Annotated in this window: 12 protein-coding genes; 3 read left to right on the top strand and 9 right to left on the bottom strand. The window is 72.5% G+C overall.

The features are described 5' to 3' along the window. Positions 1-2: 2 nt before the first annotated feature. The 3 genes from alaS to ACZ3IL_RS17290 are packed head-to-tail and all read right to left on the bottom strand — an operon-like array spanning position 3 to position 3,462. Positions 3-2,672, bottom strand: a complete 2,670-nt coding sequence (gene alaS / locus ACZ3IL_RS17300; protein ID WP_467391196.1) for an alanine--tRNA ligase — start codon at positions 2,670-2,672, stop codon at positions 3-5. After that, entirely contained in the window at positions 2,672-3,019 is a 348-nt protein-coding gene (locus tag ACZ3IL_RS17295; protein ID WP_467391194.1) for a DUF6167 family protein, read from the bottom strand. The genes alaS and ACZ3IL_RS17295 overlap by 1 nt, the downstream gene beginning before the upstream one ends. 5 nt (positions 3,020-3,024) lie before the next feature. Further along, positions 3,025-3,462, bottom strand: coding sequence for a DUF948 domain-containing protein (locus ACZ3IL_RS17290; protein ID WP_467391192.1), 438 nt, complete (start codon positions 3,460-3,462; stop codon positions 3,025-3,027). 178 nt (positions 3,463-3,640) lie between these two features. On the opposite strand from ACZ3IL_RS17290, the gene ACZ3IL_RS17285 reads away from it, so the two are divergent. Next, positions 3,641-5,854: an ATP-binding protein gene (locus ACZ3IL_RS17285; RefSeq protein ID WP_467391190.1), complete on the top strand. Its 2,214-nt coding sequence runs from the start codon at positions 3,641-3,643 to the stop codon at positions 5,852-5,854. A 28-nt stretch (positions 5,855-5,882) separates the two neighbouring features. Here ACZ3IL_RS17285 and rpsD read toward each other — a convergent pair whose 3' ends face one another. The 5 genes from rpsD to ACZ3IL_RS17260 form a co-directional block, all read right to left on the bottom strand. After that, a complete protein-coding gene (gene rpsD / locus ACZ3IL_RS17280; RefSeq protein WP_030214918.1) occupies positions 5,883-6,497 on the bottom strand; it encodes a 30S ribosomal protein S4 in 615 nt (204 codons plus the stop codon). Between the two features lie 412 nt (positions 6,498-6,909). After that, positions 6,910-8,262 (bottom strand): replication-associated recombination protein A, encoded by a 1,353-nt coding sequence (locus tag ACZ3IL_RS17275; protein ID WP_467391188.1) that lies wholly within the window; start codon positions 8,260-8,262, stop codon positions 6,910-6,912. 42 nt (positions 8,263-8,304) lie between these two features. Next, a complete protein-coding gene (locus tag ACZ3IL_RS17270) occupies positions 8,305-8,916 on the bottom strand; it encodes a vitamin K epoxide reductase family protein (protein WP_467391186.1) in 612 nt (203 codons plus the stop codon). 159 nt (positions 8,917-9,075) lie between these two features. Then, positions 9,076-10,338: a histidine--tRNA ligase gene (gene hisS, locus ACZ3IL_RS17265; protein ID WP_467391184.1), complete on the bottom strand. Its 1,263-nt coding sequence runs from the start codon at positions 10,336-10,338 to the stop codon at positions 9,076-9,078. Positions 10,339-10,346: 8 nt separating this feature from the next. Beyond that, positions 10,347-11,054 carry an MBL fold metallo-hydrolase gene (locus tag ACZ3IL_RS17260; RefSeq protein ID WP_467391182.1) on the bottom strand — a complete coding sequence of 236 codons (708 nt, stop codon included), beginning with the start codon at positions 11,052-11,054 and terminating at the stop codon, positions 10,347-10,349. Positions 11,055-11,218: 164 nt separating this feature from the next. Here ACZ3IL_RS17260 and ACZ3IL_RS17255 point away from each other — a divergent pair, with 164 nt between their 5' ends. Both ACZ3IL_RS17255 and ACZ3IL_RS17250 read left to right on the top strand, forming a co-directional pair. Beyond that, entirely contained in the window at positions 11,219-12,022 is an 804-nt protein-coding gene (locus ACZ3IL_RS17255; RefSeq protein ID WP_467391180.1) for a peptidylprolyl isomerase, read from the top strand. A 217-nt stretch (positions 12,023-12,239) separates the two neighbouring features. Then, positions 12,240-13,469, top strand: coding sequence for a DUF349 domain-containing protein (locus ACZ3IL_RS17250; RefSeq protein WP_467391178.1), 1,230 nt, complete (start codon positions 12,240-12,242; stop codon positions 13,467-13,469). Positions 13,470-13,532: 63 nt separating this feature from the next. Here ACZ3IL_RS17250 and ACZ3IL_RS17245 read toward each other — a convergent pair whose 3' ends face one another. After that, entirely contained in the window at positions 13,533-15,998 is a 2,466-nt protein-coding gene (locus ACZ3IL_RS17245; protein ID WP_467391176.1) for a RelA/SpoT family protein, read from the bottom strand. Between the last annotated feature and the right edge of the window lie 236 nt (positions 15,999-16,234).

Genomic DNA, 16,234 nt, shown 5'->3' with positions numbered 1-16,234 from the left:
CGTCACGCCGTCTCCGTCACGAGGCGCTCGACGGCGGCGACGGCCTCGCCGACGGCCTCCGGGTTCTGGCCGCCGCCCTGGGCCACGTCCGGCTTGCCGCCGCCACCGCCGCCGAGGGTCTTGGCGGCCGTGCGGACCAGCTCGCCGGCCTTGAGGCCGCGCTCGCGGGCCGCCTCGTTGGTGGCGATGACCGTCAGCGGCTTGCCGCCCACGGTGGTGAAGAGGGCGACGACGGCCGGACGGTCGCCCGGAATCCGGCCGCGGACGTCGAGGACCAGCCTGCGCAGGTCGTCGGCGGTGGTGCCGTCCGGCACCTGTCCGGTCACCAGGGCGACGCCCCGGACGTCACGGGCGGACTCGACGAGACCGGCGGCGGCCTGGAGGACCTTCTCCGCGCGGAACTTCTCGATCTCCTTCTCGGCGTCCTTCAGCTTGCCGAGCATGGAGGAGATCTTCTCCGGCAGCTCCTCGGGGCGGCCCTTGACCAGCTCCTGGAGCTGGGCGACGACCGTGTGCTCCTTGGCGAGGAAGTGGTAGGCGTCGACGCCGACGAGGGCCTCGATGCGGCGCACGCCGGAACCGATCGAGGACTCGCCGAGCAGCTTCACCAGACCCAGCTGGGCGGTGTTGTGGACGTGCGTGCCGCCGCACAGCTCCTTGGAGAAGTCCCCGATGGTGACGACGCGGACCTTCTCGCCGTACTTCTCGCCGAACTCGGCGATGGCGCCCTGGCGCTTGGCCTCGTCGATCGGCATGACCTCGGCGTGGACCTCCAGCTCGCGCGCGAGGACCTCGTTGATCTTCTGCTCGACGTCGGTGAGGACCGTGCCGGGGACGGCGTTCGGGGAACCGAAGTCGAAGCGGAAGCGGCCGGGCTGGTTCTCGGAACCGGCCTGGGCGGCCGTCGGGCCGAGGGCGTCGCGCAGCGCCTGGTGGGTGAGGTGGGTGGCCGAGTGGGCGCGGGCGATGGCCCGGCGGCGGCGCACGTCGATGGCGGCGTAGGCGGTGGCGCCCACGGTCACCTCGCCGACCTGCACGGAACCCTTGTGCACCGAGACGCCCGGAACCGGCTGCTGCACGTCGCGGACGTCGATGACGGCACCGCTGTGCAGCCTGATGCGGCCCTGGTCGGCGATCTGGCCGCCGCCCTCGGCGTAGAACGGGGTGCGGTCGAGGACGACCTCGACCTCGTCGCCCTCCGAGGCGGCCGGCGAGGGGACGCCGTTGACGAGGAGGCCGACGACCGTGGACTCGCCCTCGGTGCTGGTGTAGCCGGTGAACTCGGTGGCGCCGCTGCCGTCGGCGATCTCCCGGTACGCGGTCATGTCGGCGTGGCCGGTCTTCTTGGCCTTGGCGTCGGCCTTGGCCCGGTCCCGCTGCTCCTTCATCAGGCGGCGGAAGCCGTCCTCGTCCACGGAGAGGCCCTGCTCGGCGGCCATCTCCAGGGTGAGGTCGATCGGGAAGCCCCAGGTGTCGTGGAGCAGGAACGCCTTGTCGCCGGAGAGGACCGTGCCGCCGGAGGCCTTGGTCTCGGTGACGGCGGTGTCGAGGATGTTGGTGCCGCCCTTGAGGGCCTTGAGGAAGGCGGCCTCTTCGGCGAGGGCGACGGTCTCGATGCGCTTGCGGTCGGTGACCAGCTCGGGGTACTGCTCGCCCATGGTGTTGATCACGGTGTCGACGAGGTCCTGGACGACCGGGCCGGTGGCGCCGAGCAGGCGCATGTTGCGGACGGCGCGGCGCATGATGCGGCGCAGCACGTAGCCGCGGCCCTCGTTGCCGGGGGTGACCCCGTCGCCGATGAGCATGACGGAGGTGCGCATGTGGTCGGCGACCACGCGGAGGGAGACGTCGCTCTCGTGGGACGTGCCGTACCGGACGCCGGTCAGCTCGGTGGCCTTGTCGATGACGACCTTGAGGGTGTCCGTCTCGTACATGTTCTGGACGCCCTGGAGGATCATCGCCAGGCGCTCCAGGCCGAGGCCCGTGTCGATGTTCTTCGACGGCAGCTCACCGAGGATCGGGAAGTCGTCCTTGCCGGAGCCCTCGCCGCGCTCGTACTGCATGAAGACCAGGTTCCAGATCTCCACGTACCGCTCGTCGTTGACGGCCGGGCCGCCCTCGGCGCCGAACTCGGGACCGCGGTCGTAGTTGATCTCGGAGCACGGGCCGCAGGGGCCGGGAACGCCCATCGACCAGTAGTTGTCCTTCTTGCCGAGGCGCTGGATGCGCTCGGCGGGGACGCCGACGACGTCGCGCCAGATCTGCTCGGCCTCGTCGTCCTCCTGGTAGACGGTGATCCAGAGCCTCTCCGGGTCGAGCCCGTAGCCGCCGTGCTCGACCGGGGTGGTCAGCAGCTCCCAGGCGAGCTTGATGGCGCCTTCCTTGAAGTAGTCGCCGAAGGAGAAGTTGCCGCACATCTGGAAGAACGTGCCGTGGCGGGTGGTCTTGCCGACCTCTTCGATGTCGGGGGTGCGCACGCACTTCTGCACGCTGGAGGCGCGCGAGAAGGGCGGCTTGACCTCGCCCAGGAAGTAGGGCTTGAAGGGCACCATGCCGGCGGGGACGAGCAGCAGAGTCGGGTCGTCCGCGATGAGCGACGCCGAAGGGACGACGGTGTGCCCGCGCTCCTCGAAGAAGCTCAGCCAGCGGCGGCGGATTTCAGCCGACTCCATCAGTGGTCCTCATTCCGGTTGAACGAACGCGTGGGGGACGTGAAGTACGTGGGTGCGGGGCCGAGCGCGGCCCTGCGGCGGGGTTCCGGAAGCTCCCGGCCCGCGTCCGGGCCGTCGGCGGCGGCGTCGAGTCCGAGCGCCTCGCCGAGTTCGGCCTCCCGCTGGACCATGCCCGCCCTCACGTCGAGGGCGAAGTCCCTGAGCCGGTGGCCGGTCTCGACCGCCTTGTTCGCGGCCTGGGCCGCGAGGCTCTCGGGGGTCAGCTGCTTCAGCTTCCGGTTGACCTTGGTGGTGGCCCACACGCCGGCGGCTGCGCCGGCCGTGAACCAGAACGTGCGGCGGAACATACGGCTCAGCCCTTCTGCTTCCGGGGTCGCGAGAACGGCACGGTACGGCCGACGACCACGGTACGGCGCGCGGAGGCGCGCGGGGCGCCCTCCCCGTCCCGGCTCCGGCCGAGCGCCCGGCGCACGCCGTAGCCGAAGGCGGCCACCTTGACGAGCGGGCCGCCGAAGGTGGAGGCGACGGTGGTGGAGAGCGCGGAGGCGTTGGAGGTGACCTCCTGGACGTCCGACGCGATGGCGTCCACCCGGTCGAGCTGCGTCTGCGCCGAGCGCACCGTGGCCGAGGCGTCGGCGAGCAGGGGAACGGCCTGTTCGGTCACGTCCGCCACGAGCTTGGTGGTCGCCCTGAGCGTCTGCGCCAGCCTCGCCAGTGCCACGGCGAGGAAGGAGACGAGGATCGCCCAGAAGACGGCCACCAGGAGCCCGGCAACCTCTCCACCGGTCACGCTGCACCGCTCTCTGCTGTCGTTGGGCCTTGTGAAAAGTCGTCCCCCGACCCTATCGCGCCCGGACTGTCGCGCCGTACCGCATTACGGTCCGCGTCGGTGCCCGCGGGGCCCGCGGAAGACCGGTGGCGGGAACCGGTTGTACGGAGCGCGCGGGGGTGAGTACGCTCCGTGTCCCATGCGACGGAGCAATCTCCCGGCGGAGCTGAACCGGTTCGTCGGACGGGCCGCCGAGGAGACCGCCCTGAGGGCGCTCCTCGGGACGTCCCGGCTGGTCACGATCGTGGGCGTGGGCGGCGTCGGCAAGACGCGGCTGGCCTTGCGGGCGGCCTCGGGGGCGCGGGAGCGCCACGGCGACGGGGTCCGGTTCGCCGGGCTGGCGCCGCTGCGCGACCCGGACCTGGTGGCACACGCCCTGGCCGAGGCGGTGGGCCTGACCGACCACACGCCGAGGCCGCCGCGCGAGGCGCTGCGGGAACACCTGGCGGAGCGCCGGCTCCTGCTGGTGGTGGACGGTTTCGAGCACCTGGTGGAGGGGTGCGCGCCGCTGCTGCGCGACCTGCTCGCGCACGCGCCCGGGCTGACCGTCCTCGCGGCCGGCCGCAGACCGCTGCGGGTGGCGGGCGAGGCGGTGTTCCCGCTGGCGCCGATGGACGAGGCGGACGCGGTGGCGCTGCTGGCCGAGCGGGCGGCGGAGGCGGGCGCGCCGGTGCTGCCGGGCGCACCGCCCGGGGCCGGGGGGGCCGGGGACCCGGCCGTGGCGGACGGAGGCGTTCCGGGGGCCGTGCGGGAGCTGTGCCGGCGGCTCGACGGGATTCCGCTCGCGCTCGAACTGGCGGCCGTACGGCTTCCCCTCCTCTCCGTCGAGCAGGTGCTGCGGCGGCTCGACGACCGGTTCCGGCTCCTCGCGGACGGCGAGCGCGGGGCCCTCCCCCGCCACCGGACGCTGCGGACGGCGATCGGCTGGAGCCACGAGCTGTGCACCCCGGCGGAGCGGCTGCTCTGGGCGCGGCTCTCGGTGTTCGCGGGCCCCTTCGACCTGGAGGCGGTGGAGTACGTGTGCGGTGGCCCCGAGCTGCCGCCGGAACGAATCCTGGATCTGTTGGGAGGGCTCCTCGCCCAGTCCGTGGTGTCGCGGGAGGACACGCCGGCGGGTCCCGTCCACCGCATGCTGGACACGGTCGCCGCGTACGGGGCGGAGTGGCTGGCGGCGCTGGGCGACACGGAGCGGATGCGGCGCAGGCACCGCGACTGGTACGTGGGGCTGGCCACCTGGTGCGAGCTGGAGTGGTTCGGCCCGCGCCAGGCGGAGGTGGCGGCGTGCACGGACGTGGCGCTGCCCAATCTGCGGGCGGCCCTCGACCTGTGCCTGGAACTCCCGGAGGACGCGCACCTCGCCCAGCACCTGGCGGGCACGCTCTGGTTCGCCTGGGTGGGCTGCGGGCGCCTGTCCGAGGGGCGGCACTGGCTGGACCGGGCGCTGGCGCTGGACTCCGGGCACCCGGAGGCGCGGCTCAAGGCGCTGTGGGTCCTGGGGTACGTGTCGGTCCTGCGGGGGGACGGCACGGCGGCGGTGGCGGCGCTCCACGAGTGCCGGGAGCTGGCCCGGTCGTCGCGGAACGCGCTGGCGGAGGCGTACGCGACGCACCGGATGGGCTGTCTGGCGCTGCTCTCGGACGACGCCGGGCGGGCGGAGGAGCTGATCGGCCGGGCGCTCGACGCCTACCGGGAGGCCGGCGAGCTGAACAGCAACGTGCTGATGGGCCGGGTCGAGGTGGCGATGGCGCGGGCCTTCCGGGGCGACCTGGAGGGGGCCGCGGCCCTGTGCCGGGAGGTGCGGGAGATCTGCGAGGAGCACGGGGAGCTGTGGACCCGGGCGTACGCCCTCTACGTCCTGGCGTACGCGGCGTGGACGCGGGGCGCGTACGGGGAGGCGAGGGAGCTCCTGACCGAGTGCGTCTCGATCAACCACACCTTCCGCGACCTGGTCGGACTGGTCCTGGCGGTCGAGCTGCTCGCCCTGGTGACGGTGAGCGAGGGGGACCCGGCGGAGGCGGCGGTCCTCCAGGGGGCGGCGGTGCCGGTCTGGGACGTCGTGGGCGTCCGGCTCTTCGGCTCGCGGTCGTTCGGCGGTCCCGGGGAGCTGTGCGAGGAGCGGGCGCGGGAGGCGCTGGGGGCGGAGGCGTACGAGGAGGCGTTCCGCGAGGGGCGGGGGCTCTCGCCGGACGCGACGGCGGAACGCGCGCTCGCCGGGCGGCGCGGTCCGGCCGGAGCCGGCCGGGAGGACCCGGGGGCGCGGCGCCCGTTCCGCACGACCGGGGCCACGGGGGTCCCGGGGACGCGGAAGCCCGCCGGCTCCCCCACCGGCAAGGGCGGGGAAGCGGCGGGCTGAACACCGCGTGGGCGGTACCGCGCTCGCGTCAGCGGGCGTAGTACTCGACGACCAGCTGCTCGTCGCAGATGACCGGGATCTCCTTGCGGTTCGGGTCGCGGTCGAGGCGGAACGCCAGCGCCTTCAGGTTGACCTGGAGGTAGCGGGGGGTCTCGCCGTCGGCGGCGAAGCCACCCTCGCGGGCGACCTCGAACAGCGGCTTGGTGCGGCTGCGCTCGCGGACCATGACGACGTCGTCGGGACGGACGCGGAAGGACGGCTTGTCGACCTTCTGGCCGTTCACCTGGATGTGGCCGTGGACGACCATCTGACGGGCCTGGTAGATGGTGCGGGCGATGCCCGAACGCAGGACCAGGGCGTCGAGGCGGCGCTCGAGCTCGACGACCAGCGCCTCACCCGTCTTGCCCTCGGCCTTCTTGGCGCGGTCGTAGGCGCGCGCCATCTGGCGCTCGCTGATGTCGTACTGGGCGCGCAGACGCTGCTTCTCGAGCAGACGGACCTTGTAGTCCGAGTTCTGCTTGCGGCCGCGGCCGTGCTCGCCCGGCGGGTAGGGGCGGGCCTCGAAGTACTTGACGGCCTTCGGCGTCAGCGCGATGCCGAGGGCACGCGACTTCTTGACCTTGGGGCGGGACTGGTTCGGCATGAACCAACCTCTCTGTCGAAAGAAACGGCTTCACCAGGGTTAGGGGAGGTCGCATCCGCAGCCGGGAAACCCGCCGGGTCCGTACGGGACGGACCTGCCGGGCAGCCGCTCCCAGGTCTGGGCACATACGTGCAGCACGCGAACGACCCATCGCCGCTCCCGGGATTCCGGGGGGTGATGGGTGGCACGCGACACCTTCGAAGGTGCGCGACGCTCCTGGAGATCCCCGCCCGGGGGCCGGGTCTCCGACTGACTGTCCCGTTCTGGTGGTGCCGGCCGGAGCCGGACACGGGACGCAGCGATCCCGACCAGTGTACCGGGTCCGCGCGGGTCCCCCGCACGCCCCCGTCCGGGAGGCCCGGGGCGCGCGCCGAAAGCCCCGCCCGGCGGGCGGCGCCGCTTCCGGCGCGCCCTAGTCGTCCCCCCGCAGCCGCGCCCGCACGCGCTCCACCACGTCCGCGTACCTCGCCTCCGCGCCGTAGCGGGTGGGCTCGTAGTACTGGCGGTCGCGGACCGTGTCCGGGGCGTACTGCTGGGCCGCGATGCCGCCGGGAACGTCGTGCGGGTACACGTATCCCTGGGCGTGGCCGAGCCGGGCCGCGCCCTTGTAGTGGCCGTCGCGCAGGTGGGCCGGGACCGGGCCCGCGAGGCCGTTCCGCACGTCCGCGAGGGCCGCGCCGATCGCGGTCGTCGCCGCGTTCGACTTCGGGGCCAGGGCGAGGGCGATGGTGGCGTGGCTCAGGGTCAGCGCCGCCTCGGGAAAACCGATCATGGCGACGGCCTGGGCGGCGGCCACCGCGATCGGCAGGGCGTTCGGATCGGCCAGGCCGATGTCCTCGCTCGCGGAGATCATCAGCCGCCGCGCGATGAAGCGCGGGTCCTCCCCCGCCTCGATCATCCGCGCCAGGTAGTGCAGGGCCGCGTCCACGTCGGAGCCCCGGATCGACTTGATGAGGGCGCTGGCCACGTCGTAGTGCTGGTCGCCGTCCCGGTCGTACGTCACGGCCGCCCGGTCGACGGTCTCCTCGACCGTCCGGAGGGTGATCTCCGCCTCTCCCTTGGCGATGGCCGCGCCGGCGGCGGCCTCCAGGGCGGTCAGGGCGCGGCGGGCGTCGCCGCCCGCGACCCGCAGGAGGTGGGCCTCGGCGTCCTCCGGCAGGGTCACGGCCCCGCCGAGCCCGCGCTCGTCGGTGAGGGCCCGGGCGAGCAGTCCCTTCAGGTCCTCGTCGGTCAGCGGCTCCAGGGTGAGGAGCAGCGAGCGGGAGAGGAGCGGGGAGATCACGGAGAAGTAGGGGTTCTCGGTGGTGGCGGCGATCAGCGTCACCCAGCGGTTCTCGACGGCCGGCAGGAGGGAGTCCTGCTGGGCCTTGGAGAAGCGGTGGATCTCGTCGAGGAAGAGGAGGGTCTCCTTGCCGTAGCCGCCCGCCGCGCGCCGGGCCCCGTCGATGACGGTCCGGACCTCCTTGACGCCCGCGGTGATGGCGGACAGTTCCACGAACCGCTTGTTCGTGGCCTTCGAGACGACGTACGCCAGGGTGGTCTTCCCGATGCCCGGCGGGCCCCAGAGGATCACGGAGGAGGCTCCGGCGGGGCCTCCGTCGCCGTCCCCCACGAGCCGGCGCAGCGGCGACCCGGGCTTGAGGAGGTGCCGCTGCCCCACCACCTCGTCGAGGGTGCGGGGGCGCATCCGGACGGCCAGCGGGCTGCTGGACGGGTCCTTCTCCTGGCGTTCTTCGGCGGCTGCGGTAAAGAGGTCGGGCTCCACGTTCACGAAGCCTAGGTCACGCCGCCGACAATCCGGCCGGGCTCAGCCCGTCCAGAAGTCCCACCAGCGGGTCAGGACCAGCATGCCGATGATCCCGATGTGCAGGACGGGCAGGACCCAGGTGAACTCGCCGAAGAAGGTCCTCAGGCCGGCGGGGGCGGGGATCACGCCGTTGCGCACGTTGTGCGAGGTCACGTACCAGAACATGACGATGGTCCCGGTCCAGGCGAGGCAGCACCACAGGCAGAGGGCGTTGATCTCGTACAGCGACTGGTAGGTCAGCCAGGCGCAGAAGCCGACGCCGAAGAGGGTCCCCGCCTGGAGGCCGAGCCAGTACCAGCGGCGGTAGCGGGCGCCGGCGAGCAGACCGGCGCCGACCGCGATCACCACGCCGTACGCGACGAGCCCGAGCATCGGGTTGGGGAAGCCGAAGACCGCCGCCTGCTCGCTCTTCATGACGCTGCCGCAGGACACCACCGGGTTGAGGCTGCACCCGGGGGTGAAGCCGGGGTCCTCCAGGAGCTTGAACTTGTCGATCGTGATGACCCAGGCGGCGAGCAGTCCGGCCGCGCCCGTGATCACCAGGAGCCAGGAGAAGGCGCGGCTCGCTCCGATCGTTCCGCGCGCCGAGTCGTCCACCGCTGCTTTCGTCATGTTTCCGATCCATCGCTCGCGGGCTGCCGGTCCCGGTCATTCTGCCGTACGGGGGACCGTGCGGACCGTTCGGTGGGGACAAGGACGGACCGGGCGGGCCCGTACGCGAGGGGGCCCGGTCCGCGTCCCGCGGGTCGGGCCCCTGCGTACGGCCGGGTGTCAGGCCAGCTCGGCCCGTACCTCGTCCAGGAGGTCGTCCAGGGCGACCGCCCGCTGCTCGCCGGACGTCATGTCCTTGAGCTGGACGACGCCCTCGGCCAGGTCGCGCTCGCCGGCGACGACGGCGAGACGGGCGCCCGAGCGGTTGGCGTCCTTCATGGAGCCCTTCAGCCCCTTGCCGCCGAAGGAGAAGTCCGCAGCGACACCGGCCCTGCGCAGCTCGGTGACCTTGCCGAAGAGGACCCGGCGGGCCTCCTCGCCGAGGGCGACGGCGAAGACGCTGGTGGCGGAGGGCAGGTCGAGCACGACGCCCTCGGCCTCCAGGGCGAGGACCGTGCGGTCCACGCCGAGCGCCCAGCCGACGGACGGCAGCGCGGGGCCGCCGATCATCTCGGAGAGGCCGTCGTAACGGCCGCCGCCGCCGACCGCCGACTGCGAGCCGAGGCCGTCGTGGACGAACTCGAAGGTGGTGCGGGTGTAGTAGTCGAGGCCGCGCACCAGCTTCGGGTCGTCCTCGAAGACGACGCCCGCCGCGGTGATCAGGGCGCGCACCTCCTCGTGGTACGCCGTGCACGCGTCGCACAGGTGGTCGCGCAGGAGCGGGGCGCCGACGAGCTGCTTCCGCACGGACTCGCGCTTGTCGTCGAGGACGCGCAGCGGGTTGATCTCGGCGCGGCGCAGCGTGTCCTCGTCGAGGTCGAGGCCGCGCAGGAAGGCCTGGAGGGCCTCCCGGTAGGCGGGGCGGCACTCCTTGTCTCCGAGCGAGTTCAGCAGGATGCGGAAGTTCCGCAGGCCCAGGGAGCGGTAGGCCTCGTCGGCCAGGATGATCAGCTCGGCGTCGAGCGCCGGGTCCTCGGCGCCGATCGCCTCGGCGCCGACCTGCGAGAAGTGCCTGTAGCGGCCCTTCTGGGGGCGCTCGTAGCGGTAGTACGAGCCGGAGTACCAGAGCTTGACCGGCAGGTTGCCCTGCTTGTGGAGGTTGGCCTCCAGGGCGGCGCGGAGGACGGAGGCGGTGCCCTCGGGCCGCAGGGCGAGCCGGTCGCCGCCCTTGGTCTCGAAGGCGTACATCTCCTTGGTCACGATGTCGGTGGACTCGCCGACGCCCCGGGCGAAGAGGTTCACGTCCTCGAAGCCGGGGGTCTCGACGTAGCCGTAGCCGGAGCGGCGCAGGGGCGCCGCGATGGCCTCGCGGACCGCGAGGTAGGTCGCCGAGACCGGCGGAATGAGGTCGTACGTGCCCTTGGGGGCCTTGAAGGTGCTCACGTGAGTCGTCACATTCCTCGTCGGGGAGCGTCGGGGCTCCCGAGGCCGGCGGCCACCTGCCGGAGGTAGGGGTTGGTGGCGCGTTCCTGGCCGATGGTCGTCTGGGGACCGTGTCCCGACAGCACCACGGTCGAGTTGTCGAGCGGCAGGCACACGCGGGCCAGCGATCCGAGCATCTCGTCCATGTCACCGCCGGGCAGGTCGGTGCGTCCGACGGAGCCGGCGAACAGCAGGTCCCCGGAGAAGAACACGGAGGGGACCTCCGCGGTCTCGGGGGTCCGGAAGGTCACCGACCCCTTGGTATGGCCGGGCGCGTGGGCGACCGAGAAGTCCAGGCCGGCGAGCTTCAGCCGGGAGCCGTCCGCGAGCTCGCGCACGTCGTCGGGCTCCCCCACGGTGAGTTCGCCCATGAGGGGCATCCCGATGGAGCGGCCGAGGGCCTTCTCCGGGTCGCTCATCATGTAGCGGTCCGACGGGTGGATCCACGCGGGGACGTCGTGGGCGCCGCACACCGGGACGACGGAGGCGACGTGGTCGATGTGTCCGTGGGTGAGGACGACGGCGACGGGCTTGAGCCGGTGTTTCCTCAGCGTCTCCTCGACGCCCTGGGCGGCCTGGTGGCCCGGGTCGATGATCACGCACTCCTCACCTGCGGCGGGGGCGACCACGTAGCAGTTGGTCCCCCAGGCCCCGGCGGGGAACCCGGCAATCAGCACGTTCGTCCTTAGATGTCGTCCGGCAGGGAGGCGCGGGGCCCGCGGAAAACACGGAACGCGGCCGGTCAGAGCCTACCGGCGGTGCCGCTTCCACAGCCAACCCGTATACGGTACGGGCACATCCGGCCAGGGCAGGAACAGACGAGCGAGAAGGAGCGGACCCGGTGGTCAGCAGCGATCAGCGGCGGCGGCAGCTTGCCAGGGAGAAGTACGTGCGGCAGCAGCAGCGGCGGGAGGAGAAGCGCCGCAGGGACAGGCGCCGCAACACCGTCGTCGCCTCCGCCCTCGCGGTGGTGCTGGCGGCGGGCGGCGCCGTGTACGCCTCGGTGAAACTGACCGACGGCGGCACGAAGGGCTCGGACGGCGCCGCGGGCACGACGCCCACCCCCGCGAACCCCTCCACGCCGGCGCCCTCGCGGTCCGCGAACCCGGAGCCGAAGCTCACCGTGGACCGGAACGCCTCGTACGACATGGTGCTCAGGACCAGCGAGGGTGCCGTCACGGTCACCATGGACGCGGCGAAGACCCCGCACACGGTGAACTCCTTCAAGCACCTCGCGGACAAGAAGTACTTCGACGGGACGAAGTGCCACCGGCTCACCACACAGGGCATCTACGTGCTCCAGTGCGGCGACCCCCAGGGCACCGGCACCGGCGGCCCCGGCTACACCATCCCGGACGAGAACCTGGGCGGCCTCGGCAAGGCGGGCGCGGACGGCACGGTGACCTTCCCGGCCGGCAGCGTGGCCATGGCGAACACCGGGCAGCCGGGCAGCGGCGGCTCCCAGTTCTTCCTCGTGTACAAGGACACCAAGCTGCCGCCGACCTACACCCCCTTCGGGAAGATCGACGCGGCCGGCCTCAAGACGGTCCAGGACGTCGCCGCGGCCGGTGTCGCGGGCGGCGCCACGGACGGCGCCCCGAAGAAGACCGTCACCATCGAGAAGGCGACCGTCACGAAGAAGTGAGCCGGAGCGGGCGCCCGCCCGCGCGCCCGCTCCTGCGCGCGACCGTCGAATCTCGGTCGCGCTGGGTGCGGACAGCCGGGCCGCGGTTCGCCTAGATTGGCGTCGTGCAGCGTGGGCCGTCGGCCGCGCTGCGGAAGGCGGGCGAGGCCCGCCGGGAAACTGTGGACGATGCCCGGGGGGTTACGGCCCCCCGACGGCATCATGGTGAGGAGGCGCTGTGAGCAGCGACCCGTGGGGCCGCGTCGACGAGACGGGCACCGTGTACGTGCGGACGGCCGAGGGCGAGAAGGTCGTCGGATCGTGGCAGGCCGGCACCCCCGAGGAGGCCTTGGCCTACTTCGAGCGCAAGTACGAGGGCCTGGTGGTCGAGATCGGCCTCCTCGAGAAGCGGGTGAGGACCACCGACCTCTCGGCGAAGGACGCCACCGCGGCGATCGAGCACATCCGGCACCAGATCGACGAGCACCACGCCGTCGGCGACCTGGCCGCGCTCGGCGCCCGTCTGGACAGGCTCGTCGAGACGGTCGAGTCGCGCCGCGAGGAGCGCAAGGCCCAGAAGGCCCGGCAGACCGACGAGGCGCGCGCCGCCAAGGAGAAGCTCGTCGCCGAGGCGGAGGAGCTGGCCCAGAGCGAGCAGTGGCGCTCCGCGGGCGAGCGGCTGCGGGCGCTCGTGGACACCTGGAAGGGCCTCCCCCGGCTCGACCGCAAGTCCGACGACGAGCTGTGGCACCGCTTCTCGCACGCCCGTTCGGCGTTCTCGAAGCGCCGCAAGGCCCACTTCGCGTCCCTGGACGCCCAGCGCGAGGACGCCCGCAAGGTGAAGGAGCGCCTGGTCGCGGAGGCGGAGTCCCTGTCGAACTCCACCGACTGGGGGGCCACCGCGGCCCGCTACCGCGAGCTGATGGCGGACTGGAAGGCGGCGGGCCGCGCCCAGCGCGAGCACGAGGACGAGCTGTGGAACCGCTTCCGCGGCGCCCAGGACGTCTTCTTCGCCGCGCGCGGCGAGGTCTTCGCCGAGCGGGACGCGGAGCAGACCGAGAACCTGAAGCTGAAGGAGGAGCTGGCGGCCGAGGCCGAGAAGCTCGTCCCGGTGACGGACCTGAAGGCGGCCCGCGCGGCCTTCCGCTCCCTCAACGAGCGCTGGGAGGCGATCGGTCACGTCCCGCGTGACGCCCGTCCCCGGGTGGAGGGCCGGATGCAGGCGGTGGAGCGGGCGATCCAGGAGGCCGAGGAGGCCGAGTGGCGCCGGACGAACCCGGAGGCGCGCGCGCGTGCCGCGGGTCTCACCGGCCAGCTCCAGGACGCGGTCGAGAAGCTGCGCAAGCAGATCGACGCGGCCCGTGCCGCCGGCAACGACGCCAAGGCCGACAAGCTCTCGCGCGAGCTGGAGGGCCGTCAGGCCCTGCTCGACCAGGCCCTGAAGGGCCTGGAGGAGTTCGGCGGCTGACACCGCCGCGAAAAGGGGGCGGGCCCGGTACGCGTACCGGGCCCGCCCCTTCGTGTGCGCGCGTCACGGCCGGCGGGCCGAGGTCACGCGGTACACGTCGTAGACGCCCTCGACGCCCCGCACGGCCTTCAGGACGTGGCCCAGGTGCTTCGGGTCGCCCATCTCGAAGGTGAAGCGGGAGGTGGCCACCCGGTCGCGGGAGGTCTGCACGGCCGCCGAGAGGATGTTGACGTGCTGGTCCGAGAGGACCCGGGTGACGTCGGAGAGCAGCCGGGAGCGGTCCAGGGCCTCGACCTGGATGGCGACGAGGAAGACGGAGGACTGGGTGGGGGCCCACTCGACCTCCAGGATGCGCTCCGGCTCCCGGGAGAGCGAGTCCACGTTGACGCAGTCGCTGCGGTGAACCGATACGCCACTGCCCCGGGTGACGAAGCCGATGATCGGATCGCCGGGTACGGGGGTGCAGCAGCGGGCCAGCTTCACCCAGACGTCCTCGACGCCCTTGACGACGACACCGGGGTCGGCGTTGGAGCGGCGCTTGGAACGCCCGCGGGTCGGCGGGGTGGCCTCGTCGATGTCCTCGGTGGCGGCCTCCTCGCCGCCGAGCGCCTGGACCAGCTTCTGCACGATGGACTGGGCGGTGACGTGGCCCTCGCCGATCGCCGCGTACAGCGAGGAGATGTCGCTGTAGCGCATCTCGTGGGCGAGGGTGACGAGGGAGTCGCCGGTCAGGATGCGCTGGATCGGCAGGTTCTGCTTGCGCATGGCCCGCGCGATGGCGTCCTTGCCCTGCTCGATGGCCTCGTCCCGGCGCTCCTTGGAGAACCAGGCACGGATCTTGTTGCGGGCGCGCGGGGACTTGACGAAGCCGAGCCAGTCGCGGGAGGGACCGGCGCCGGCGGCCTTGGAGGTGAAGACCTCGACCAGGTCGCCGTTGTCGAGGGTCGATTCGAGCGGGACGAGCCGCCCGTTGACCCGTGCCCCTATCGTGCGGTGGCCGACCTCGGTGTGGACCGCGTACGAGAAGTCGACGGGGGTGGCCCCGGCGGGCAGCGCGATGACGTCGCCCTTGGGGGTGAAGACGAAGACCTCGTTGCGGGAGAGGTCGAAGCGCAGGGACTCCAGGAACTCGCCGGGGTCCTCGGTCTCCTTCTGCCAGTCGAGGAGCTGGCGCAGCCACGCCATGTCGTTGAGGTGGTCGTCCTTGCCGGTCCTCCTCGGTGCCTCGGCGCGGACCTTGGAGGCACCGGCGACGGCCTCCTGCTTGTACTTCCAGTGCGCGGCGATGCCGTACTCGGCGCGCCGGTGCATGTCGAAGGTGCGGATCTGGAGTTCGACGGGCTTGCCGTTGGGTCCGATGACCGTCGTGTGCAGCGACTGGTACATGTTGAACTTCGGCATCGCGATGTAGTCCTTGAACCGGCCGGGGACCGGGTTCCACCGCGCGTGGACGGTGCCGAGGGCCGCGTAGCAGTCGCGGACGGTGTCCACGAGGACGCGGATGCCGACCAGGTCGTAGATCTCCGCGAAGTCGCGGCCGCGGACGATCATCTTCTGGTAGACGCTGTAGTAGTGCTTGGGGCGGCCGGTGACGGTGGCCTTGATGCGGGCGGCGCGCAGGTCGGCCTGGACCTCGTCGGTGACGACCGCGAGGTACTCGTCCCGCTTGGGGGCGCGCTCGGCGACGAGCCGGACGATCTCGTCGTACATCTTGGGGTAGAGGATCGCGAAGGCGAGGTCCTCCAGCTCCCACTTGATGGTGTTCATGCCCAGGCGGTGGGCCAGGGGGGCGTAGATCTCCAGCGTCTCGCGGGCCTTCTTCTCCTGCTTCTCCCGCTTGAGGTAGCGCATGGTGCGCATGTTGTGCAGGCGGTCCGCGAGCTTGATGACCAGGACGCGCGGGTCCTTGGCCATGGCGACGACCATCTTGCGGACGGTCTCGGCCTGGGCGGCCTCGCCGAACTTGACCTTGTCGAGCTTGGTGACGCCGTCGACGAGGAGCGCGACCTGGTCGCCGAAGTCCCGGCGCAGGGTGTCGAGGCCGTACTCGGTGTCCTCGACGGTGTCGTGCAGGAGCCCGGCCATCAGGGTCGCCGGGTCCATGCCCAGCTCCGCGAGGATGGTGGTGACGGCGAGCGGGTGCGTGATGTACGGGTCGCCGCTCTTGCGCTTCTGGCCCCGGTGCCAGCGCTCGGCGACCTGGTAGGCCCGCTCGATCTGGCGGAGCGTGGCCGTCTCGATCTTGGGGTCGTTGGAGCGGACGATCCGCAGGAGCGGTTCCAGGACCGGGTTGTACGGGGAGGAGCGCTGGACGCCGAGGCGGGCGAGGCGGGCGCGGACGCGGTTGGAGGAGCCGCCGGAACGGGCGGGCGGCGCCGGTGCGGGGCGCGCGGGCGAGGCCGGCTCGGGCGCGGCGGGCACGGGCCCGGTCTCCGCGGGCTCGTTCCGTGGCGTGCCGGTTCCCGGCGCGGCCTTCTCGGCCTTCGGGTCGGGCTGCGCGGCGGAGAGTGGCTGGGCCTCGTCTGGCAAGAGCGCTCCTCTGGGGTCCCCCCGGACGCGGTCTGGGGGAGGTTCCGGGTCCCCCGGTCAGGCCCGGAAAGGCCATCGTATCGAGCCGCGCCCCGCCCCGCTCACGCGCCCGGAGGGGACGGGTGTCCGGGGCGTCCGCGGTGCCCGGGGACATGCGCCCCGGCACACCGGACCGGGGCATTCCGGAAAACGACGGGGGCGCCCCGGTGATTCCCGGAGCGCCCCGTACGGGTGGA

The sequence above is a fragment of the Streptomyces sp. NPDC014907 genome (assembly GCF_055562975.1).
Note: the sequence above shows the minus strand (reverse complement) of the source record. Positions and strands in the feature narration are given on the sequence as shown.